A 23616-nucleotide genomic window follows, 5' to 3' on the forward strand; every position below is an offset into this window, starting at 1 on the left:
GGGGATTATACTTGCTTGAGAGATAGAAAAGGAGGGGGCAGGATGAGACCATTAAACGCTTCTCTTTGTGTATTAATCGGAGCGGGCTCCTACGGGATTCATGCTTCTGTCGTAAAACTGGGATTCGCCGAGGGGTACTCGGTGTCAGAGGTGACGGGTGTTCAATATTTATTTGGAGTGGCCATGCTGTTCCTGGCGTTTCTTTTTACGAAAAAAATAAGGTTGAGTAAAAAGCATTGGATCTCGCTCCTTGGAGTCGGACTATTACTCAGCATGACGGGGATCTTTTATGGGCTCAGTCTTCAAGCAGTTCCTGCATCCATTGCGGTTGTCATGCTTTTTCAATTTACGTGGATCGGCGTGTTGATTGAATCCATCTACTTAAGAAAACTTCCTTCTAATAAAAAGTTACTGTCAGTATTGTTTCTTTGGATGGGGACCCTGTTGGCGGGCGGGATCGGCTCTTCATCAGACTTCAGATGGGCTGAAAACAGTATAGGTATCCTATTTGGATTTTTTGCAGCCATCACTTTCGCCCTGTTTCTTTTCTTCAGTGGAAAAGTGGCAAAAGAAGTTCCGACGATTCAAAAGAGCATGATGATCACCCTTGGTGGTCTGCTTGTCGTCCTCATCGCGTTTCGCCCCGACTTTTTACATGAGCCGGTACAGCTTGTAGAGATGGCTGACTTCGGTATGCTCGTTGGGATATTCGGGAGCATCCTTCCCGTTGTGTTTTTCGCCATCGGCACACCGCATATCGATTCGAGTTTATCGACGATCATGGGGGCGGCGGAACTTCCGGCGGCCATCCTTGCAGCCATGTGGATCCTGGAGGAACAGGTTCTTCCACTTCAGTTCCTGGGAATACTGCTCATATTAATTGGAATCGCAATCCCTCAATTTGATATAAGACCTACCCGATCACGAAAACAATTTGGGTAAATGGAAGCTCCCTTCTTGGATGAAGGGGGCTTCTTTTGTGGTTGGCGAGATTTATCGCCCCTTTATGGAGAAATTTGAACCGTTATCAGGATATATCGACCGAATTTTCAAGATATCAACCGTTCTTTCATTTTATCAACCGAAGACCACAACTTATCGACCGTTCTACAAAATACGACAATTTTCCTCCGCTTCCCAATTTCCACAGAGACTATCCCCAAAAAACAAAATCCCAACCTCTACACATCTGCAAACCCTTCCAATTGTCACAATTATTAAACCTTATTTTTTTAGCCGGATTCCCTTTACAAAGGGTCTTCATGGGCTTTATAATCCCGTTGTTCAACCATTTACGGAAAACCAAAAAAATCTAAAAGAAAAAGGAGGTTGCGGTGATGCGACAAAGAATATTATCCTTCTTATTGATGAATCTCGGTGCATTTCTTGTTTCGGTGAATGTCCATTTTTTCTTATCGCCTAATAATTTAGCGACAGGGGGAGTCAGTGGATTGTCGATCATCATGAACGATTTGTTCCCGGGAATGTCTCTTGGACTGTTCATGATTATCATCAATGTCATCCTGTTTATCGTCGGTGTGATCTTTCTCGGCTTCAATTTCGGTGCAAAAACGATTTATGCGAGTTTTGCTCTTTCATTCTATGTCTGGTTATTGGAGAAATTCGCTCCGATGAGTGCGCCGCTAAGCAATGATATTTTGATTCAATTGATCATTGGTCAGTGCATTGCCGCAACCGGTATGGCCATCGTGTTCAACCAGCAGGCATCAACGGGTGGAACAGATATCATTGCCTTGATCTTTAATAAATATTTCAATATAGATGTGGGCCGTGGCGTCCTCTTAGCGGACTTGTCCATTGCCCTTTCATCTGCTGTACTATTTGGACCGCAAGTCGGCATGTATGCGTTCTTCGGTGTCATCCTGAACGGACTCGTCATCGATTATGCGCTGCAGCAATTCAATTCCAATAAAGAGATTGTCATCATCAGCAGCTACAGTGATGAAATCAAGTCCTATATCGTCCATGAACTTGGTAAAGGGGCGACGATCCACACAGCAACGGGAGCGTTCACGTCCGACGAGAAAGAAGTCATCACGACGATCCTTGGGCGTAAGGACTTCTCCAAGCTGAAAGGCTTCATCACCCAGGTTGATAACCGTGCATTCATCACTGTTCACACGATGAATGAAATCTTGGGTCAAAACTTTAAGAGATTAGCATAGAAGAAACTCCACCTTTTTATGAGGTGGAGTTTTTTTTGAATATTTTAGTTGTACAAAAAACTGATACTCAGAAAGTTGATTGGAGTGGAAGGTGCTCGACTCCTGCGGGAAACGCTGGACAGGTGAGACCCCACAGGGCTTTAGCCCGAGGAGGCTCACCGCCAGCCCCGCGGAAAGCGAGCACCTGGAGCGGAAATCAACAACTGCTCGCCTGTTTATAGCAACAATCTATGCAAAAAGAGCGGAAAAAATAAAGGAAAATATTTCAATCTTCTTGTATAAATAGAAGTAAGGGGGTGGAAATATTGGAAAAAGAAGAACTTGAGAGGCTCGAGAGAAAAATCAGCTTTCTGGAAAAAGAACTGTATCTTGTCAAAAGGCAGTTGATTCAGGCAAAGAGCGAGAAAGAATCACCCGTTATACAAAAAGCGGAGGTGTACAAGGAGCCTGAAACGCAGATCACAGCTGATGAAACAACAGAGCCTTTTATAGAGAAAGAGCCATTTGACTTCTCAGTCGAACGCTGGCTTCCAAAAGTATTTCTGTTCGTTCTCTTAATAGGGAGTATCTGGGGGTTCATGGCGGCTTCCCAAAACGGCTGGGTGACACCAGGGTTGAGGGTGTTGACCGGAGCCCTGATCAGTATCGTCATGTACGCACTTGGTGAGAGGTACAGCCGGGATCAGCGTAAACTATCCATCACGCTTATATCGGGAAGCATTGTCCTTGCGATCATCACGTTATTTTCAGCCAATATCCTTTACGGATATATAGGTGGACTCATCACGAATCTTTTATTAATCCTGATCATTTCTGTGGGACTGTGGGCATCCCATAAGCACCGTTCTCAATTGATCCTTTGCTTGATCGGGACAGGTGCCTATCTGTTCCCATTCATTTTTGCAGGGGATGAACGGAATGAGTGGCTGTTTTACGGCTACGAGCTTGTGCTGTTCTTTGTGCTGATGACGTTCAGTACGTTAAAGAGATACCGGATTGCCTGGAATATTCATTATTATTTACTCTATTTTTCACTATTCTTCTTTGCGGCCTTTGGAGTTGGGGAGGTCACGCTGACCGTGCTGATCCCATTTGCGATCCAGCACGCTTACATCCTGCTGCTGATTGTCCTTAATCGGGATGAACGGGTGAGTGCCGAGATGATTCCGGCTCTCGTGACAGGCAGCTTCATCCTTCTTGGATTGTTGAATGATATTTATGCAGAGATTCCACTTCTCTACTATGTCGCGTTTGCTGCTGTGTATATCGGGGTCTCCTTCATTGAGCCAAAGGAAAAGAAGCGGACGAAGGATGTCCTGCTTGTCCTTGGATTCCTGCATGTGCTGCTCTTCCTGTTCGAATGGTTTGAGTACGATTGGCGCTTCGTGCTGGTGGCCATCGAGGCGAATGCCCTGTTGTGGCTTGCAGGGAGAAGAGAAAGCTATGTCAGCTTTGCCGGTTCATTTCTCTTGATGATGTTTTCGTTCTTGGGGATGATGACCAGTGCGTCGGAAGATTTCTTCAGTGTGGAGCTACCGATTTTCATTTTTGCATTTACTTATGTGTATGTGTTCTCCCGTTTTAACAAAGAGGAATCTTCTTTCTTGGATGTTTCAACGACCACGGTGAAAGTCTTTCTGACAGGTCTGGTGATGTTCTTTATCCTGCGTTTGACCGATTTTATCGTCATCGACTGGGAGTATACACCGAGGACGACGGCCTTCACTGTAGCGATCGCAACATTGTCCATCGGCTATCTCATTTATGGGGAAAGCAGAAAGGATGTGTTTTACCGCTGGGTGGGGATCAGCTTCCTGGCCCTGGCGCTGGTGAAATTCTTCCTTGCCGACCTTGTGTTCCTGGACTTCACGATCCGAGCCATGATCCTGATTCCAATCGGTGTGATCGGTCTCGTATTATCAAGGATTCTCTATAAAAAGAAATAACACGTTGCAAAAGCTTTCAGAATAATTATATAATAAAACCAATAACGATCGTGATTAAGAAAAGGAGGTGGAATTGAGATGAATCGTTCTGTAGGATTGCGTGGGAAGTATTTAGATTTTATTTACCTTTGCCGTGCAATTTTTCATGCATTTGCGTTCAAGGGGACACGTATGCCCTTTTTCAGCAAGTGAATATGAATACTGAACGGTAAGAGGTCTCAATTCCAATCACTTTTTGATGAAAGAATCGGAAAAAGGGGGCATTTTCGCTCTCTTTTTTATATCTTCTTTTATAAAAAGAGGGGGTGCGGTGTATTCCATTCCGCATGTCCATCAGCCATGGGGGAGCCTTCTGCTTCTCCATGGCTTTTTTGTTGAATCTCTTACCTTTATATAAAGATACCCGAAAGGAAGAGGAAAATGATTATTTGCAGCGCACAGGAATTAAGTAAGATGTTTGGTGGAAATCTCATATTTGAAGATTTATCTTTTGAAATACCGGAAGGATCCCGGATCGGACTCGTCGGTCGGAATGGGACAGGAAAGACGACGATCTTTAAGCTTCTATCAGGAGTGGAAACACCGGATAAAGGACTCGTTCATTTAAAAAAGGGGGCGAAGGTAGGCTACCTTGCACAAATTCCTCAGTACGGGCAAGGAACGAAGGGGATCGACGTCCTGAGATCAGCGTTTTCTGAACTCATCGAAATAGGAGAGCGTTTAAAAGAGCTGGAAAGCAAGATGGGAGCCGAGCAGGATCCTGAGAAGCTCAATCGATTACTAGAGGAATACGGAAAACGTCAAGATGAATTCACTCTTTTAGGAGGGTATGAGATCGAGTCCAGTATCGCGAAAATCGTGAACGGTCTTGATATTGAAGAGCTTGTGGAAAAAGATTTCACCAGCTGTAGCGGAGGAGAGCAGACAAAGCTTTGTCTGGGGCTGATCTTATTGCAAAAGCCGGATTTACTGCTTCTGGACGAACCGACGAACCATCTTGATATCGGTGCAGTCGAATGGCTGGAGGACTTTTTGAAAGAGTATGAAGGAACCGTGATGTGCATTTCCCATGACCGATATTTCCTCGATCACGTCATTAACAAAGTGTACGACTTAGAGGACGGCGAGCTGACGGTGTATCATACGAATTACTCCGGATTTGTGAAAGAAAAGGAAGAACGTCTGATGATCGAGTTTCAGGCCTATCAGGAGCAACAGAAGAAAATCAAGAAAATGAAGGAAGCCATTAAAAGGCTGAGAGAATGGGCGAATCAGGCTAATCCCCCGAATGAAGCCCTACACAAGCGCGCACGTAATATGGAAAGAGCCTTGGAGAGAATGGAGAAAATCAAGCGACCGATTCTTGACCGGAAAAAGATGGGGTTGGAATTTGAGGAAAGTGATCGAAGCGGGAAAATCGTCTTTTCCATGGAGGATGTCTCGAAAGCCTATGGGGAAAAAACTTTATTTGAAAAAGCAGGTCTCAACGTCCATTTCAAGGACCGTACAGCGATCGTCGGCCAGAATGGAACAGGGAAGTCGACGATCATCAAGATGCTCCTTGGTGAGGAAACCGCGGATAACGGCGTGGTGAAACTCGGAAGCAATGTGAAGATCGGATATCTGTCTCAGCACTTTACAGTGGCCGATCCTTCAGTGAGGTTGATTGATGCCTTCAGGGAAGAAGTACCTGTCACAGAAGGGGATGCCCGTCATATCCTCGCGAAGTTCCTGTTTTATGGACCGAATGTGTTCAGGAAGGTCGGTCAATTAAGTGGAGGGGAAAAGATGAGGCTCAGACTTGCCCAGCTCATGCATCAGGACATTAATTTCCTTGTCCTTGATGAGCCGACGAATCATTTGGATATCGATTCGAGAGAGGTGCTTGAGGATGCACTGGACGATTTCAAGGGCACGATCCTTGCCGTATCCCATGACCGCTACTTTTTAAATAAACTGTTTCATAAAACATACTGGATTCACCGGGGCGAGCTTTATTTCTTCGAAGGACCCTATAGCTGGGCGAAGGAAAAGCTTCCCGAAATCGCACCGGAAGAGCCTGTTGTAAAGGTGGTGAAGGATACACCGCCTAAACCGGCTCCAGAAAAACCTGCACGAAACATGGACGAAATAGAAGCTGACCTCGAACGGATGGAAGAGGAGATCTTTATCATTGAACAAAAGCTTCTCTCTGAACAAGATCTTGATGTCCTTCAAGAACTTTACAAGGACAAAGAACAGAAAGAGCAGGAACGGAACAGAATGTATCAGGACTTAGAAGACATATTGGCATAGGAAAAGGGAGATGACGACAACAGTCATCTCCCTTTCAATTTCTAAGAAGGAATCCGTATAATGAAACCAAAGAAAGGATGAGGAACATGGAGAAGAAAGAAGTGATCATCATCGGAGGGGGCCTGTCAGGGATCATGGCGGCCAGAACCCTTTTGAACAAGGGGATAAAAGATATCCTTATAGTAGAAAAGAGCAGGAGCGTCGGCGGAAGGCTCGCCACAAGGAGGATCGATAAAGGAAAAGCTGACCACGGTGCCCAATTTTTTACTGTGCGATCTTCGGAGCTTCAAAAGGATGTGGAGAGGTGGCTAGAAGCAGGATGGGTAAAGCGGTGGTTCGGGAACCCCTATCCCCGATACACATCCGTCAACGGGATGAATGCCCTTGCAAAACAATTGGCAGAAACCATCCCTGTCAAACAGAACACGAAAGTAAGTGCCATTCGTGACAGGAGGGACGAACCTCTTGAAGTGGAACTTGAGAATGGTGAAATCATTTCAGCGGATCATTGCGTTGTGACGGCACCAGCACCCCAGGCTTTAGCGTTGCTTAAGGGAATGGAACAAGACGAGCTATCGACGATTTCGTTTGCTCCTTGTTTCGTGGGCATGTTCACCCTTGAAGGTCCAAGCAGTATCCCCGCACCAGGGCATTTGGACGAGGATTTGCCTTACGGGGTAGAGAGGGTGGTAGATCACCGTAAGAAAGGTATTTCCCAGTCCGTAACGGTCAGTGTGTATATGACTGGTAAGTGGTCAAAGAAGAATGAACGGTTCGAAGACCATGGGATACTGAAAGAAATCCAAAAGGTGGCAGAACGTTACCTTGCAGAGGGAAGTGAGATTGCAGGAGCGGAGTTGAAACGTTGGAGATATGCAGAAGCAGAGACTGTGATCCGAAGGCCATTCATAGAAACGGGCTGCGATAACCGGATCATCATCTGCGGAGATGCGTTTCTTCGTGAACAAGATGAAGCGGGAAGAACACGCTTTGAGAGTGCCTATTTATCCGGCATTTCTGCAGGGGAAAGGGTAGCGGAGAAGCGGAAGGGAATATGATATGCCCGCATAACGACCACATTCAGGACAAACACTACAAAGAGCTACATAATTCAATCGATAAGCGGGAGACATACGATGACGATACAATTGATCAAGGCAAGTAGAGAGCAGCTCGACACGATTATGGATGTGTATAGAAGATGCAAAAAAGATCTGGATGAAAAAGGAATGCTTCAATGGAATGACCAGTACCCGAGCAGGGAGTATTTTGAAGAAGTGATGGATAACGGGAATCTTTATGTGCTGATGGTGGACGGCGAAGTGGCGGGATCAGCTACTTTAAATGAGTGGCAGTCACCTGAATGGTCGGAAATTCCATGGGAACTTAAAGACGAATGGGTAATCCACGCTTTGTTTCTCGATCCGCTTCAGCAGGGGAATGGCCTCGGTAAGATTTTCATGGAACAATGTGAGGAGCTGGCAGGTGAGAAAGGATACAGGAGTATCCGGTTGGATGCCTACTCAAGGAACACAGGAGCGAAGGCTCTTTATGAGAAAATGGGATATGAATACCGTGGCTCCGTCCATTTCACCACAAAGCCTGAGGGACACCAGGAATACCGATGCTATGAGAAAGCCGTGACTCTCTAGAATTCAACGGTTGTTCAAATGTACCAAGGAAAAAGGTATGGGAAAAATGGTATACTTGAAGGTACAGTATGCGCTGAATAAGATAGTAGGGAAGCGATTATATTGACACCGATTATGGATGAGGCGAAAGTCTTCATTGAACAAATGTATAAAGAACTGGATAAAAGCGAAGCAGACATCACGTTTCGTTTACAACAAATAGAAAATGAACTAGCGACAGAAGGAACCTATACCCATACAAAAGAAGAGCTTGCCTTTGGCGCAAAGCTTGCCTGGAGAAACAGCAACCGCTGCATCGGCCGCCTGTTCTGGAATTCCTTGAATGTGTTGGACGAGCGGGAAGCGGATACGGAAGAGGAAGTGTTCCAGGCACTTGAGCGGCATTTGGAATTTGCGTCGAACGGCGGCAGGATCCGTCCAACAATCACGGTATTCAGACCGTCACACCCGAATAAGCCTGACATTCGGTTATGGAATCATCAACTGATCCGGTATGCAGGTTATAAGGAAAATGGACAGTACATCGGTGACCCCCATTCCACTGAATTCACACGGAAATGCCAGGAGCTTGGATGGAAAGGGGAAGGGACGGACTTTGACGTTCTTCCGTTCGTCGTGCAGATTGGGGAAGAGGCTCCGAAACTACGGGAAATCGAGCCATCTCTTACACTGCAGGTATCTCTCCGTCACCCCGAATTTGATTGGTTCCGGGATCTCGGGCTGAAGTGGTATGGAGTCCCGATCATTTCTGACATGGAAATGAAAATTGGCGGAATCTCCTATAAGGCGGCCCCGTTCAACGGCTGGTATATGGAAACGGAAATCGGAGCGCGAAATCTTGCGGATGAAAACCGCTACAACCTCATTCCGAAAGTGGCCAGCTGCATGGGACTGGATACATCGAGAGCCGCCACATTGTGGAAGGACAAGGCCCTGATCGAATTGAACATTGCTGTGCTTCACAGCTTTAAAGAAGATGGAGTAAGCATTGTGGACCACCATACGGCTGCTCAGCAATTCCGTCTGTTTGAAGAAAACGAGGAGAGAGCTGATCGTGAGGTAACCGGGGACTGGACATGGTTGATCCCGCCTGTTTCACCGGCGACGACTCATATTTTTCATAAAGAATATGAGAATGCGTGGAACGCGACCAATTATTTCTATCAGGATAAACCATACTGAAAAAAGCTGTTTTCTGTGAATGTGCAGAGAACAGCTTTTTTTATGAGTCAAAGAGTAAAAGGCGGTCGCTTTGATACTTCATAATATTGAAACCAGAATCTGAACTCATCAAACAATACCCGGCCATCGAATGTAAAGTTCTCAAAGAAATCCTCGAGTAATTCGGTGTCGGCATCATCCATGATTCCAGTGACATAAAGGGGTGTCTTGAATCGTTTATATAAATCCTCATATCCATAGAAGCTGAACAGATCTTCCAGTTGTTCTTCATTCATGGTATCACCTTCCTTACTGTTAGGATTTCAATTCTTTCTAAAAATATCCATAAAAAAACAGCATCGGAGGGAGTCCGTGCTGTTTCCGTCAGGATTTCAATTCGGTGTATACGACCAGACGCTTGCTGTAATTTCGTGCAGAGTGATCAAAGTCTCCTGTACAGGTGATGAGATTGAGAGAGCTTGCAGCTGAATATCCAAAGATTGATTTCAAGGGAGCGTCGTCCCAAGGATATTCTTTCTTGTCTATAACAACAAATGTCCTCTTTTCTCCAGCTTTATTTTTTACCGTGATTTCGTCCCCTTTTGAAAGCTTGTTCAGCTTATAAAATACCGCTGGACCATTCCGGCTGTCCACATGCCCGCCGATGACGGCATTACCGGGTTCACCAGGCTTGTATCCGCCCTGATACCAGGCGGTCGTCTTAAAGCTTTCAGTAACGGCCATCTCACCATTTTCCTTTAATCCTACCGATTCAATGGATGTGGAAACACCAATGGCAGGGATTTCAATGGTAGCGGGTACGATTCCACTTCTTTCATCTTTAATGATGGTATCTGCAAATGGAGAAGGGGAGGTTGTGGTACTGGCCATCTGAGTTGTCGGCATTTCCTGCTTCTCTGCTGTTTGCGTAGCTGCTTGATGATCTCCTGTAGAAGTTGAACTAATTCCAGCAGAACAGGCAGAAATGGGCAATAGTACAAGCACAAGAAGTACAACCCTCATAGTATACATTATGTGAAGCCACTCCTTTCATCTTCACACTGGGGGACGGACCTTTAATAGGTCCGTCCCTCTCATGTTAAAGATTATTGTTTGTGTGAAGCGTATTTTTTCATTCCAAGTGTTGTTCCACCCGCGATGATGAGAAGGGCTGCAAGAAGGAATTCGAATGGGAATTCGTTTTCGTCAGCGGTTCCACCCATACCCGTATTAGGCATTTCTGAAGGCATGTTGGCTTTGAATTTATCAGGGAATTGATCAGCGAAAGCTCCTGATAAACCTTTTGCCGGGTTTAACATATGCTCATACGCCATGCGGATGCCATCCCATGCTTTTTCATAGTCACCTGCTGCGTAGCTGTCGAATGCGCCAGTCAGTTGCTCTACGTGCATTTGAAGACCGTCTGCAAGGGCATCGGATTTCAAACGTCCGTCTGTGGCTGTTTCTAGGAATTTAGAGAATTCAGCACGGTATCCATCAAGATTTTTAATCGCTTCTTTTTTGGCAGCTTCATCTTCAGCACCCGTTGCTTTTACATAGTCCACGAAGAATCCGATATGCTTCGTCCACATTTCTTTGAATTGGTTACCGGCCTCTTCACCATATACTGATGCGATGGCTGCTGAAAGATCTTCCGTGTTGGCATTCAGCGCATTAACCGAAGCGTCAAAGTCTTTTGAACCATCAATTCCATTTTGCATGGCCATCGTCGCAAGAGCAGCATGCTCGGTTAACAGATGGTTAAGAGTAGAGCGTAAGTCCGTTGCCGGAGTCACCGCCATCGTGTTTTCGAATTTGTCCGGATATTGGTCTGTGATGGCACTGGATAATCCTTTTGATACCATGGCCATATGGTTGATCGCTTCACGCTCATATTCGTAAGCCTTTTCATAGTCTCCTGCAACATAACTATCAAATGCACCAATCAGCTGGTTGATATGCATTTGAAGACCTTCTGCCAGACTATCCGATTTCAAACGTTCACCCGTTGCCGTTTCTAGGAAATTAGAGAACTCTTCTTTATATCCCGCGAGATTCGCAAGGGCTTCGTCTTTCGCTGCTTGATCATTAGCTCCGGTAGCTTTTACATAATCAACGAAGAATCCGATGTGATTCGTCCAGATTGTGTTGAACTGGTTTCCGGCTTCTTCACCGTATACTGAAGCGATGGCTGCCTTTAAGTCTGCCGCGTTATCATTTAAAGCACCGGCTGCTGCGTCGAAATCTTCTGCTCCTTCAGCTCCGCGTCTCATTGCTTCGACTGCTAAGTATGCGTGCTCGGTAAGTAAGCGATCCAATGTTGTTCTTAATTCTCCTGCCGGTGTATCCACTTTGGCATCATGAGAATGATCTTCACCGTTATGTGCTGATACTGCACCTGCAGTCGGAATCAATAATGTCATACTTAATGGGACGGCTAAATAACTTTTTTTCATTTTCATAATGGAATCTCTCCTTTTGTTTTTTTATATTTTCATAGAGCTAACGACAGAAGTTGAAACATGGATCACTTTTTTTAAAACTTTTTCTATTCTTTTTAATTAGGTTAAAAGTAGGGTGATAGATGTAGAATGGATCTAGCTTCTTTTACTATGTAATCCTTTTTAAAAAAAGTAGAATGGAAATAAGTAAAACATTTGTTTATTATTTGTATAACTTCTGTTACATAGGACTTAATTCCCTAGTTCGAATATCTCAAACATTTCGATAGGCGAAAATATTTAAGCCCGTGATAGATAAGCCATAAAAAAAGCCCAGCAGTATAGGACTGCTGGACGAAAAAACATTTATGAAACTTTTTTATATTTCCGAGGCTAACACGATGTCTCCCTGGGGAAGCTGGCTATTGGCATCCGGTTCCAGGGTGATGGCCACCGTATCCCAATCCTTCTTCGTGAATTCTTCATTGAATTTAAATACAACAGAGCCTTTGCCATCCTTACTAGTGACAAATGTGCCGGCACGCTCCGGCTTATCATCCTTTATGAGCCATACCTGATACACTTCTTCATCTGAAAGGTCCTGAAGCTCCGAAGCCTGGACGACCATGCTCGTTTGTGTACCTTGCTTGATGATGCTGGCGGTTCCCTTAGCGTTGCCGTTGACGGCGGCGAGGTCGACGTATTGGACGACCTGATCGATTGTAGCTTGTTCTACGACTTCTTCCTGATCCTCGAGCTGTGTAAATAGATAAGCATTCCCGATGAGGGAAAGAGCTAATGCTGCCGCGACAGAAGGAAGGAACCACGAGTTTTTCTTCTTCGCTTTCTTGATTGGTTCAACGCCTGCCGATTTCTCATCAGCCAGAATATGAGCGAAAACACGGTCTTCCAAGTCTTTTGGAGGTTCCACAACATCAGAGGCGAAAGGCATGAATTCTATTAGCTGTTCCAATTCATGGAGCTCTTCCTGACACTGGGCGCAGCTCTTTAAATGTTTCTCAAATTGAGCTTTCTCAAGTTCAGATAAATGTCCGTTGTAGTAATCCAGTAATTGATCGCATGGTTGTGTTGTCATTCAAATGTACCTCCTTTCCCTTTTAAACACGTGTGTAAATGTTTCAGGGCTAAGCGGATTCTTCCTTTGACTGTTCCGAGTGGAGTATCTGTGGACTCAGCAATGGATTGTTGAGTCAATCCTTTAAAGTAGAATAATTGCACGATTCTTTGCTGGTCGTCCTTCAATGTTTGGATACAATCCCTGATGGCTGTTCCTTTTTCTTTCCACTCCAGTTGATCGGCGGGAGTTTCATAGGAAACCTGAAGGGAGTCTTTCTCTATATATTCAACCGATTCATGTTTTTTTCGTCTGCGTAGCGCATCAAGGCACGTGTTCCTCGTCATCGTCAACAGCCATGACGAAAACTTTCCTTTGGTGTGGTCATATGGAGAGTGCTTTTTCCACAGCTTCATGAAGACCTCCTGGATCACTTCCTCAGCGATTTCGCGGTCTCCAGTCATTTTGTATGAGAATGAATAGATCAGTTTTTCATATTGCTGATAGAGATGTCGTAATGCAGTCGAGTCTTTTGCCAAAACTTGTTGATATAGTTTTATATCCTGACGATCATCGGGCATAATACGCTCCTTATCTTTGACATATAAAATAAGGATACTAGACAACGGAGTAGAACTCAATTTTAATAAGCTAACGAGAGGAATAAGAATTTGGATCACAAATGTTTGAAGAAAATGTTAGTGGGGTAAATAGGGGGTTTTGTGTGAGAGGATAAAAAAATCCCCCAATCAAATGGGGGATGGTTTCTGCTTATTTTACTTTTTGCAATTTGTGGATCACGGATAGAGAACGTCCTGTTCCGATTGCCACAGATTCAAGCGGGTTCGGAGCTAGATGAACCGGTACAACGATCTCCTGGCTCAACCAATCCTGAAGTCCATTCAGAAGGGAGCCACCACCTGTTAAGATGACCCCGCGGTCAACAATGTCCCCACTTAATTCTGGAGGACAATTTTCCAATGTTGCACGGATGGTCTCTAAAATGTGTAGAAGAGACTCTTTCAAGGCATTCTGGATTTCATTTGATGAAAGTTCAATCGTTTTTGGAAGACCTGTGACAAGATCACGTCCACGAATATCCATCGTTCTTTCTTCATGCTCGATAAGTGCTTGACCTACCTCGATTTTCACTAATTCTGCCGTTCTTTCACCGATCAGCAGATTGTAGCGTTTACGCACGTATTGAACGATATCTTCATCCATTTGGTCTCCGCCGATACGGATCGTATTACAAGATACAACGCCTCCGTAAGAGATGATCGCCACTTCCGTCGTACCTCCGCCGATATCAACGATGACGTTGGCAACAGGCTCGCCTACTGGCAAATCTGCACCGATCGCGGCAGCGACAGGCTCTTCAATAAGGGTCACGGATTTCGCTCCGCTTCCTCTCACCGCATCCTGAATCGCTCTTCTCTCAACACTTGTTGCACCTGATGGCGTACATACAACAACCGTAGGCTTACGGATAGAGAATCCAAGTTTTTTACTCGCTTTTTTCATGACTTGCTTCAGCATTTCAGTTGTCACATCAAAGTCGGCAATCACACCGTCTTTAAGAGGGCGCACAGCCACAATTTTGCCTGGTGTTTTCCCGATCATGCTTTTGGCTTCGGTTCCAACAGCTAATACCGTTTTGTTTTCAGTGTCGATGGCCACAACAGAGGGCTCGTTAAGTATAATTCCTTTATTTTTACTATAAACAAGTATATTGGCAGTTCCTAAATCGATCCCAATTTCAGAGTTTGATAACATCAGTATTCCTCCAACTATAAGAATTCTAGACAGTATAACCTTCTATACAGTATAGGAGATTTTCGGGGGTTGTGTAGGTGGAGATATTTACCACCGACATATTGTTACAAAGTATGACAGAAGTGAAAGCGCAACTCAAAAAATAAAAAGTCTTCATACAGGGGTTTGTTATACCCTGGTATGTATAAGAGGGCGGACCTTCCTTTATTGTTCGTTAAAAAAATTTAAACGTTCTGTAATAATAATATGGGGTTATATTAACTAGTCATAAAGAGTGGGGAAGGGAGTCGTAGGGGAATGGTGTGAGGTAATTACCGGAATATAGGAGATTGATTGGTGGTTTCGTGGGCATTTCTATACCTGGGTAGCGGAGGAAACCTCATTTATCAGCGGAATGTAGGTTATATCAGCGAAAACCCTCATTTATCAGCGAGCCATCCATTTACCCTTCAATTTTTAAAAAAGAGAATGCCCCATCACGAGGCATTCTCCCAATCTATTAAAGTGTAAATCGCTCCAGTTGTTTCTTCATTTCCGTCGTCATCTTGTTCAGCTCGCCCACTTGCTCATTCATTCGTTCAAAGTAACGAAGCTGTTCTTCTGTAGAAGATGAGATTTCTTCCGTACCGGCGGCGGTTTCTTCCGTGATGGCCGAAATGTTTTCGACGGCGGCAATCACCTGATTGGTCCGCTCGGAAGAGGCATGCATCCCGGTTTCAAGCTTGGACAGATTATCAAAGATCGTAGAAACATTACCGGAGATCTCTTCAAAAGCACGCTCCGTCACGCTCATGGAATCCACCTGCTGGTTAGAAAGGGTCTTCCCTTTTTGGGAGGCATCCATAATCGACTGGATGCCCTGTTTGATGTTCCCAACCATGCTGCCGATGCGCTCGGTGGCAACGGAAGAGTCTTCAGCAAGCTTACGCACTTCCTGGGCCACGACGGCGAAACCTTTCCCTGCGTCGCCGGCACGGGCGGCTTCAATGGCTGCATTCAAGGCAAGGAGGTTCGTTTGATCGGCAATTTCCTTTACCGCCTGGGCGGCATCCTCAATTTCCCCTGTATATTGGGCGAAGGATTCAACGGACTCCATGATGGAGGACGAAGATTCGGCGATCATTTCGGCAAACTCCTGTTGCTGATTTAAAGACGTACGACCGTTCCCGACAGATGAAAGAGCGACTTTACTGCTCTCGGATGATTCGACGCTCTGTTCGACAGTCTGAGCGAAATCATCGCCCATCACCGCCATAAGGGCAGCGGTGGATTGGATATCCTCAGAAATCGATTGACTCCCTTTCGCAAGTTCCTCAGTGGAAAGTGCCACCTGATTGCTGCTTTCCGTCAGACTTGTCATCTGTGTGCGCACATCCTGGGTGAACCGTTCGACATTGGTTCCGATGTCATGGACGGATTGAACCGTACTTCGCAGATTTTCGACCATATGCTGAAAGGCAGTTTGGAGCTTATCAACTTCGAATCGGCTGTTTTTCTCCTTGACCGAATCGATCGTGATCGTTAAATCTCCATTTGCCATCTTTTCAGCATTATCCACCATCCGGTTCAGTGGTTTGACAATTCTTCGGCTGAGCAGGTTCGATGCTGCCAGAGAGAGAAGGACCGTCACGATAAAACCGATGATGGAGGCCCAGACGATAAATTGGATCTGACTCTTATTTTTTTCTAGTAAATCTTCATACCACTCGTTTGTTTGCTTATGCAATAGATACATGTCGTTCAAAACACCGGAAATCCGGATCGACTGCCGTTTGATTTCCGCTTTGTCCATTTCGCTGAGAGCATTGTCCGATGCCGATTTCAGATCGGTGAATTTAGACTCTATGGAAGAAAGGGTCTGTTTTTGGTTTTTTACTGAAATGAGTTTCTTCAGGTCGGTGATTTGAGCAGAGGTTTGTTTTAGCAAACTTTCGACCATTTGCTTATTTTCCTCTGTTGAGTTCACCGAATAATTCGATAGGGCCTGCTTCGTCACGATGAGATCCCCGCGCAAGGTTTCAGTCTCGAGCAGCACCTCTACATCGTCTTTGGCGGAATTTTGCAGGGAAACCAATTGTGAAACGATATACCCAATGATGATGGTTGATAGGACAAGGGGGATCAACCCCAAGATCAATAAACGTTTTTTTAATGCCATGACATTACTCCTTAAGTAGATTTATTGCATGTTGACGGTAATATCACCAGAGATGATTTTGTTTTTAGCGTCTTCCAGTTTTTTTGTTTCTTCCGGTGAAAGACTCACGACACGGATCGGGGCAAGTCCGACACCGTCTTCTTTAAGGCCCAGTTCATAGGCATGCTGAGAAATTTTTTGTTCATTCATAAGTTCCTCTGTTATGTTGAAAACGGCGTTGTCGATTTTCTTGACCATGGATGTGACGACAGATTTTTCAGCGATGAAATACTGATCCGAATCGACCCCTCCCGATAAAATGCCTGCTTTCTGAGCAGCTTGGATCGCACCGACACCAGTAAAACCGGCGGCAGGATAAAGAAAGTCGGCGCCCTGTTTCATTTGCTTCTCAGCGAGGGTCTTCCCTAAACCGGCGTCACCAAAGTTGTTGGCCGTATCTTTTATAATATTAATAGAAGGATTGATATACTTCGCTCCCTGTATATAGCCTTGTTCAAAGCGCTGTATGACGGGAACATCGGCTCCACTGATGAATCCGATCGTACCTGTCTTTGATTTCATTGCGGCCACCATACCGAGAAGGAAGCTTCCTTCATGTTCTTTAAACGTAATGGATGTAATATTGTCGAGTTCTGAAATACCGTCGATCAAAAGGAATTTTTGATCGGGATTTTCTTCTGCAACCTTTTCAAGGGCATCCTGGATGGAGAATCCAAGCCCGATGACAAGTTCATGATCCTGATCGACAAGCTCCTGTAGGGCTCCTTCGAAATCCCCGTCCGGCGCTTCCCGATAATCAAATATAATCCCCAACTCATCACGGGCACGTTCAAGGCCCCTGAAGGCGGAATCATTAAAAGAACCATCCCCAAGACCCGTGTCCGAGAGAAGAATCCCGATACTATGCTGCTTTTCTTTGCTGGTTTCTTTCGTCATAGGCGAAGAACACCCTGCCATCACAAGCATGACAAGAAGAAACATACTCACTATTTTTTTCAAACCGTAACCTCCAAAAATAAAAATGATAAGACACTTCACATGTCCGTACCTCTGTATTATCGGAGGGACGGACCTATTTTGAAGGGGGGAGGTGAAAAAAGGGAAGAAGGTTGTGATTTTGGTTGATGGGTGTGGATGATAAGGGGGGATCATAGCTCTTGGAGGGGGATAACGGCGGAATCTGAATTTTAACGGCGGAATTCTGGATATATCGGCGGAAATGGTAATTTAACAGCGGAATTCTGGATATATCGGCGAAATGTCAATTTTAACGGCGAAATCCCGAATATAACGGCGAACGCCGACTTCACCGTACAAAAAAAGAGATGCAGAACAAGCATCTCTTTCAAAACTAATACGCTTTCCGGAAGAACTCCGCCAGCTCTTCACTATGTTTCTTTCGTGCTTTACGGTGTTCGGCACGATTTTTGGCTGTTTCGTTCAGCCATTTTTCTTCTTCCGTTTCCGGTACGACTTCAGGGATGACGGCGGGTTTATTTCCTTCCAGTGCGACAAACGTCAAGAAGGAAATGGCAGCCACATTGGTTTCGCCTGTCAGAAGTACCTCCGATGTCACCTTCACACAAATCTCCATCGAACTCCGCCCGGTATAAGTGACGATAGCTTCCAATGTAACGGCGTCACCGACCTTAATGGGCTGAAGGAAGTCGACGGAATCAGTGGAAGCCGTTACGACGGGCTTACGGGCATGACGGGTGGCTGCAATCGAGGCCACATCGTCTATATAGGCCATCAGTTTTCCACCAAACAGCGTGCCGTGATGGTTCGTGTCCGGGGGAAGAACGTGGGTCGTTTTACTCGTTTTCGTTTCTTTCATGGTCTTTTTTTCTCTCAATGGTTTCACCTTCCGTATTCAATGTGCAAAAAGGTTGCTACCTTATACTATTCACTAAATGGCACCGGAAGAAACCTAAATGAGAGAAAAAGTTATAGAAATATACTAATGATGATGGCTGTAATAAAGCTCGCAAGCGTTCCTGCAATGATGGCTTTCAAGCTTAGTTTGGATACCATCGGACGTTGGGTAGGCTCTAATGAACCCAATCCGACGATCAGCTGACCGATGGAAGACAGGTTCGCAAAGTTGCATAACGCCACTGAAAGGATCGCAACCGTTTTGGGTGACAAGTCGTTCATGATTCCTGATAGCTCTTTGTATGCCACAAACTCATTGACAGACAGCTTGGTTCCGATGATGGAAGCGGCACGGAATGCTTCGTCCATCGGGATGCCGACTAGGAGTGCCAGTGGATAGAATACATAACCGAATACCGTTGAAAGACTTGTATCGACTAATCCGAGTAAACCATTTACAGCGGCAAGAATCCCGATGAATGCAATCAGTAGTCCACCGATGTTGATGGCCAGTTGCGTTCCACTCAGTGCGCCTTCTGAGATCGCTTCAAATACGTTCGTATGAGTAGTTTTCCCCAATGAAATATCTCCATTGGTTTGGGATTCTTCTGTTTCAGGCTCGATGATCTTTGAAATGACAAGAGAAACGATGGGAACACTGAACACTGAGAGAAGCAGGAATTTCATGTCGATTCCCATCAATGAGTATCCAATCAGGATGGCCCCGCTTGCTGAAGCCGTTCCCCCTACCATGACGGCAAATAGTTCGGAACGGGTCAGCTTCGCTAAGTAAGGCTTGATCAATAATGGGGCCTCAGCCAATCCGAGAAACGAATTCCCGATCGCATTAAATGATTCAACCTTCGTCGTGCCAAGGATTTTCCCCAGTCCAATTCCGATATATTTAACGAAAAACGGGATGATCCGTAAGTAATAAAGAGCTGAGATCAAAGCTGAAATGAAAATGATCGCGCCTAATACATTGATGGCGAAAACAAATGAAATATTCGTCCCTTTTTCAAAAAAACCACCAAAAACAAACATGATTCCCTCATTACTGTAATCGATGACTTTCTGGACTCCAAGGGATGCTTTCTTCAATACGGTTTGCCCAAAGGGAACCTTTAACACAAAAAGCACAAGCAGAAATTCAAGGCAGATGCCGATGACGATCGTGCGCCATTGAATGGCAGAGCGATTGCTGCTCAAAAGCCATGCCAGGAATATAACGCCAAGTAACGATAAGATGCCAAACACTAAACTCACAATACCAATCCTCCAAAAGTGGTTTCTTCACCGAATCCTCAGGTGTATGTCGTATGATGTCAGACTTCTTGAAAAATCAAAATAAAAAAGTGCATGAAGACTTTCTCTACTACACATAGGGAAAGTCTCCATACACTTCTAGATCGCATATAGAAAAGACTTTCCTTATAGTCCAGCAATTTACGGCTGCCAGGTAGAGACTTATGGTCCATATCACCATAGATATATAAGGAATTCGTATGAAGTTATTTTCAAAATATGTTCTTTACTTTATCACAGGATGAAAGCCCCCCACAACCGTTTTTTCAAAAAGATAAGGATGGAAAAACGTGGTGCTTCATAAGAACCATTTTTAACAAAATTCCGAAAATAATAGAGTGCTAGGGAATGGCTGAAATAAAAAAGGGACGGACCTTCATTCCTATGACCAGGTCATAGGAATCGAGGTCCGTCCCTCTCATTTTATTTAGTGCGTTCTAGTAGATTTGCAAGAACGTGTTTTTTGTAGGATTCGACATAGCGTTCTTCGTAACGGCGTACGCCTGCTTTTTTTAGCTCTTGTACGTACCAGCCTTTGCTTCCGATATGCATTGAAATAAACATCCTTTCTTTGCGTAGTATTGATTGGAATCTCCGACTAACTCTTTACGAGCTACGATAAGATTGCTTACGGTTGTACATTGTAACATCTCACTTTTTATGGGGAAAGGGGGTAAACGGAATTTTTCGGATTCATCCTTTTCTGAAAATTTCTTAGAAGAAAAATAAAATTTTTTTATAAAAAAAGTGATCCAAATATGAACCACCTTCGTTAGCTTGGTGAAAATCGGATGCATGGTGGGTTTTTAGAGTGATTATCGAAAAGTGTACCAGGTACAATCAATTCTTTTTGTGCCAGGTACAACAGATACGGCACCACCCCCAAAAAAACATTTCAGCATCCGCTATTTGAATCGGAAGGAGGTGACAAGACGCAGTGCAAAAACGCCTAATTCAGGCTTTGCTTTTTCTTGGAGTCATCAGTATTCCAACCTTTGCTTCAGCAGAGGGAGGGCTTCTCTCTAATGTGACGGATGAAGTCAATACTGTCACTGACACCGCAACAACGACTGTGAATAATGCCGTGTCCGCTCCTGACGAGGAGAAGGACAAGCCTTCTGAGGATGGTCATCAGTCGAATGGAAATGTCCTTTCCAATACGATTGATTCGGTGGCAAATACGGTCGATGAGACGACAGAATCGGTTACAGGCACAGTGAACAACGCAATGGAAACCGTAGGAAACACAGCGAACAAGACCGTTGAGAACACGACAAAGCCAGTTACAGATATCGTAGGGGACTCAGCGGCTCCTGTAACGGAAACGGTGAACAACACTACCAAGGCCGTTACCAAAACCGTTGAACAAACAACGAAATCTGTAACCGGTACAGTGGATTCAACGACGAAGACGGTCACCAATACGGTGGAAAAGACAACGAAACCCGTGACCGACGCATTGTCAGATGATGAACCTTTATTGGAAGTAGACCTGTCAGATGACCCTGAAGTGAAAGTGAATACAGGGGTCGTCGATGTGGAAGTTTCCAAAGATCCACAGGTCAAAGTGGATACCGGTGTAGTCGACGGCGATGTTTCAAAGGAACCAGCTGTTAAAGTGGGCGCTGAAACAGAAGTGCCCGAGGGGCCTTTGAACGACACAGAGGATGTCGAAATGGAGAGAGAAGAAGTTCAGGAGGAACCGATCAGAGAAGTTACGGTCGAACCTGATAAGATTTCCAATAAGATAAGCAAAGCAAAAAGACTAAGTAAAACCATACTTACAAAACCGGTTAAAGTTGAGGAAAAGGAAGCCGTTAAGATGGCAGAACCTAAAAATCTGAACGAACATCCTTTTCCACCCCGTAAAAAGATGGAACCGGTCCTGATGACAACTTCAATGAACTCACCAAGTCAGTCTTCCAGTACTGGTGGAATGAGCAGTCAGGTAACAGGATCAACTTCTTTATGGGTTGTGTCGGAGCAGTATGCAACGGCCGTCTACTTCCAAAAAGCCAATATGTATGAGAAAAAGAATCTCTACTATGATCAGTGGTTAAACGCACCACCGTCCCAACCACCTCAAGATTCTCTTCTTTTCAAAAGTATATAAACTTAAAAACTTTTAAAAGGAGAGAAAAATAAAATGAGAAAAAGCGTATTTAGAACATTGGTTATGACAGGTGGATTAGCAGCAAGTCTTGCTATCGGAGGTCACACAAGCTTAGCGGCAGGGAATGATTCACTGCTAAACAGCAATGATGGATTATTGGAAAACGTCAACATCCTTGATTCCGAAGATGGTTTATTGAATGGACTTAACATCGGTGGATCAGACAAAGAATCGAGTACGGATGCCAATGCTGATGCAAACGTCGTAAATGAAACGGTTGTAGATGAAGAGAATGATTCTGTTACGACTAACAATGGTGCAGAAGCAACTTCAGATGTGAATGCAAACGTTGAAGGAGAAGACGAGTCGGCAAAAGTGAATGCAGACACAGACGCTGGAGTCATGAATGATACAATGGTGGAAGAAGATTCAGCGACTTCTAAGACTGAAGCTGGAGCATCACAAGATGTCAACGCAGCAGTTGAAGGAGAAGACGAATCGGCAGAAGTGAATGCAGAAACTGGCGCTGGAGTCATGAACGAAACAATGGTGGAAGAAGATTCAGCTACTTCCAAGACAGAAGCGGGAGCATCTCAGGATGTCAACGCAGTTGTTGAAGGAGAAGATCAATCGGCAGAAGTGAATGCAGAAACTGACGCTGGGGTCATGAACGAAACAATGGTAGAAGAAGATTCAGCTACTTCTAAAACAGAAGCGGGAGCATCTCAAGATGTAAATGCAGCAGTTGAAGGAGAAGACGAATCAGCAGAAGTGAATGCTGATACGGACGCTGGAATCATGAACGAAACGATGTACAGTGAAGAAGATGATTCTTTCACATCCATGACTGAAGCAGGAGCATCCCAAGATGTCAACGCAGCGGTTGAAGGAGAAGACGGATCAGCAGCAGTAAACGCTATGACCGACGCCGGAATCATGAACGAAACAATGTACAATGAAGAAGATGATTCTTATACTTCTAAGACTTCAGGGAACCTTACTTCTGGTCTGAATGCTTCTGCATCTGATGAAGAGAATGAAGTAATGGCTGATGCTATGACTGATTCCAATGTATGGGTGATGACAGAAAGCAGTGAAGAAAACGATTCTTCTAAAACGTCCATCGGTACTGAATCTGCAAATGGTCTAGTACTTGGAACAATGGACAAAGAAGATGGAGATTCTTCTCAGGTAGAAGCAATGAACGATACTTCTGCCATGACGACGGTTGAAAACAGTGACGACTATTCCAAGTTCGAAGCGAATGCAGCGAACAACCTGATGCTTGGTGCAATGACGAACGATGAAGATAACGAATCTGCTGCTACTGTCATGAACGCAGTGGAAGCAGGACTATGGGCTGAATCAATGGATTCTGAAGAAGAAGAGTATACAAGTGCCGGATTAAATGCGGGTACAGATACTGCTCTTGGATTCTTATCTTCTGACGAGGACAATGAATCTTCTCTTCTATCAAACCTTGGTGTAAATGCAGATGCAAGCTACACTCAATGGGAAAATGAAGAGTCTTCAGATTCAGAATTCAACCTTGGACTTTCGACAGATCTTGGTCTAAATACAATGCTGCAGTCTGACGATGAAGGAATTGATCTAGGACTGTAATAGAAAAGAA

22 protein-coding genes and 1 riboswitch are annotated in these 23616 nt (G+C 44.7%); of the genes, 11 read left to right on the top strand and 11 right to left on the bottom strand.

The features are described from left to right. Positions 1-42: 42 nt before the first annotated feature. From LCL96_RS13770 to LCL96_RS13800, 8 genes are all read left to right on the top strand, one after another. Positions 43-942 (top strand): EamA family transporter, encoded by a 900-nt coding sequence (locus tag LCL96_RS13770; RefSeq protein WP_224942023.1) that lies wholly within the window; start codon positions 43-45, stop codon positions 940-942. Between the two features lie 395 nt (positions 943-1337). After that, a complete protein-coding gene (locus LCL96_RS13775; protein ID WP_224942024.1) occupies positions 1338-2186 on the top strand; it encodes a YitT family protein in 849 nt (282 codons plus the stop codon). A 305-nt stretch (positions 2187-2491) separates the two neighbouring features. After that, entirely contained in the window at positions 2492-4132 is a 1641-nt protein-coding gene (locus LCL96_RS13780) for a DUF2339 domain-containing protein (protein ID WP_224942025.1), read from the top strand. A gap of 78 nt (positions 4133-4210) precedes the next feature. Then, a complete protein-coding gene (locus LCL96_RS23615; protein WP_318246429.1) occupies positions 4211-4324 on the top strand; it encodes an RAxF-45 family protein in 114 nt (37 codons plus the stop codon). A 228-nt stretch (positions 4325-4552) separates the two neighbouring features. Next, positions 4553-6427, top strand: a complete 1875-nt coding sequence (gene abc-f / locus LCL96_RS13785) for a ribosomal protection-like ABC-F family protein (protein WP_224942026.1) — start codon at positions 4553-4555, stop codon at positions 6425-6427. An 86-nt stretch (positions 6428-6513) separates the two neighbouring features. Continuing rightward, positions 6514-7485, top strand: coding sequence for an NAD(P)/FAD-dependent oxidoreductase (locus tag LCL96_RS13790; protein ID WP_224942027.1), 972 nt, complete (start codon positions 6514-6516; stop codon positions 7483-7485). A gap of 78 nt (positions 7486-7563) precedes the next feature. Then, positions 7564-8079: a GNAT family N-acetyltransferase gene (locus LCL96_RS13795; protein ID WP_224942028.1), complete on the top strand. Its 516-nt coding sequence runs from the start codon at positions 7564-7566 to the stop codon at positions 8077-8079. 114 nt (positions 8080-8193) lie between these two features. Next, positions 8194-9261, top strand: a complete 1068-nt coding sequence (locus LCL96_RS13800; RefSeq protein ID WP_224943448.1) for a nitric oxide synthase oxygenase — start codon at positions 8194-8196, stop codon at positions 9259-9261. A gap of 47 nt (positions 9262-9308) precedes the next feature. On the opposite strand, the gene LCL96_RS13805 is transcribed toward LCL96_RS13800, so the two are convergent. The 6 genes from LCL96_RS13805 to mreBH form a co-directional block, all read right to left on the bottom strand. Next, positions 9309-9536, bottom strand: a complete 228-nt coding sequence (locus LCL96_RS13805; RefSeq protein WP_224942029.1) for a hypothetical protein — start codon at positions 9534-9536, stop codon at positions 9309-9311. An 88-nt stretch (positions 9537-9624) separates the two neighbouring features. Then, a complete protein-coding gene (locus tag LCL96_RS13810) occupies positions 9625-10272 on the bottom strand; it encodes a class F sortase (protein ID WP_224942030.1) in 648 nt (215 codons plus the stop codon). A 74-nt stretch (positions 10273-10346) separates the two neighbouring features. Continuing rightward, the gene (locus LCL96_RS13815) at positions 10347-11702 is read right to left on the bottom strand and encodes a copper amine oxidase (protein WP_224942031.1); all 1356 of its coding nucleotides are present in this window, start codon (positions 11700-11702) and stop codon (positions 10347-10349) included. A gap of 358 nt (positions 11703-12060) precedes the next feature. Further along, entirely contained in the window at positions 12061-12777 is a 717-nt protein-coding gene (locus tag LCL96_RS13820) for an anti-sigma factor domain-containing protein (RefSeq protein WP_224942032.1), read from the bottom strand. Further along, positions 12774-13337 (bottom strand): RNA polymerase sigma factor, encoded by a 564-nt coding sequence (locus tag LCL96_RS13825; RefSeq protein WP_224942033.1) that lies wholly within the window; start codon positions 13335-13337, stop codon positions 12774-12776. The genes LCL96_RS13820 and LCL96_RS13825 overlap by 4 nt, the downstream gene beginning before the upstream one ends. A gap of 190 nt (positions 13338-13527) precedes the next feature. Continuing rightward, positions 13528-14532 carry a rod-share determining protein MreBH gene (gene mreBH, locus LCL96_RS13830; protein WP_224942034.1) on the bottom strand — a complete coding sequence of 335 codons (1005 nt, stop codon included), beginning with the start codon at positions 14530-14532 and terminating at the stop codon, positions 13528-13530. A gap of 336 nt (positions 14533-14868) precedes the next feature. Between mreBH and LCL96_RS13835 the strand changes: the two genes are divergently transcribed. Beyond that, positions 14869-15042 carry a hypothetical protein gene (locus LCL96_RS13835; protein WP_224942035.1) on the top strand — a complete coding sequence of 58 codons (174 nt, stop codon included), beginning with the start codon at positions 14869-14871 and terminating at the stop codon, positions 15040-15042. Here LCL96_RS13835 and LCL96_RS13840 read toward each other — a convergent pair. The 5 genes from LCL96_RS13840 to LCL96_RS13860 form a co-directional block, all read right to left on the bottom strand. Further along, positions 15032-16690, bottom strand: coding sequence for a methyl-accepting chemotaxis protein (locus tag LCL96_RS13840; RefSeq protein ID WP_224942036.1), 1659 nt, complete (start codon positions 16688-16690; stop codon positions 15032-15034). The genes LCL96_RS13835 and LCL96_RS13840 overlap by 11 nt on opposite strands. A gap of 21 nt (positions 16691-16711) precedes the next feature. After that, on the bottom strand, positions 16712-17689 hold the full coding sequence (locus LCL96_RS13845; RefSeq protein ID WP_224942037.1) for a BMP family lipoprotein: 978 nt from the start codon (positions 17687-17689) through the stop codon (positions 16712-16714). A gap of 352 nt (positions 17690-18041) precedes the next feature. Beyond that, entirely contained in the window at positions 18042-18545 is a 504-nt protein-coding gene (locus tag LCL96_RS13850) for an acyl-CoA thioesterase (protein WP_219167735.1), read from the bottom strand. Between the two features lie 92 nt (positions 18546-18637). Then, positions 18638-19831, bottom strand: coding sequence for a NupC/NupG family nucleoside CNT transporter (locus LCL96_RS23620; RefSeq protein WP_224942038.1), 1194 nt, complete (start codon positions 19829-19831; stop codon positions 18638-18640). A 148-nt stretch (positions 19832-19979) separates the two neighbouring features. Continuing rightward, positions 19980-20081, bottom strand: a riboswitch (purine riboswitch). 212 nt (positions 20082-20293) lie between these two features. Further along, entirely contained in the window at positions 20294-20422 is a 129-nt protein-coding gene (locus tag LCL96_RS13860) for a YflJ family protein (RefSeq protein WP_224942039.1), read from the bottom strand. A 385-nt stretch (positions 20423-20807) separates the two neighbouring features. On the opposite strand from LCL96_RS13860, the gene LCL96_RS13865 reads away from it, so the two are divergent. After that, positions 20808-21983 carry a hypothetical protein gene (locus LCL96_RS13865; RefSeq protein WP_224942040.1) on the top strand — a complete coding sequence of 392 codons (1176 nt, stop codon included), beginning with the start codon at positions 20808-20810 and terminating at the stop codon, positions 21981-21983. A gap of 33 nt (positions 21984-22016) precedes the next feature. Further along, the gene (locus tag LCL96_RS13870; RefSeq protein ID WP_224942041.1) at positions 22017-23606 is read left to right on the top strand and encodes a hypothetical protein; all 1590 of its coding nucleotides are present in this window, start codon (positions 22017-22019) and stop codon (positions 23604-23606) included. The last annotated feature ends 10 nt before the right edge of the window (positions 23607-23616 follow it).

It is taken from the genome of Rossellomorea aquimaris, from assembly GCF_020172085.1.
In the GTDB taxonomy this organism is placed as follows: domain Bacteria; phylum Bacillota; class Bacilli; order Bacillales; family Bacillaceae_B; genus Rossellomorea; species Rossellomorea aquimaris_E.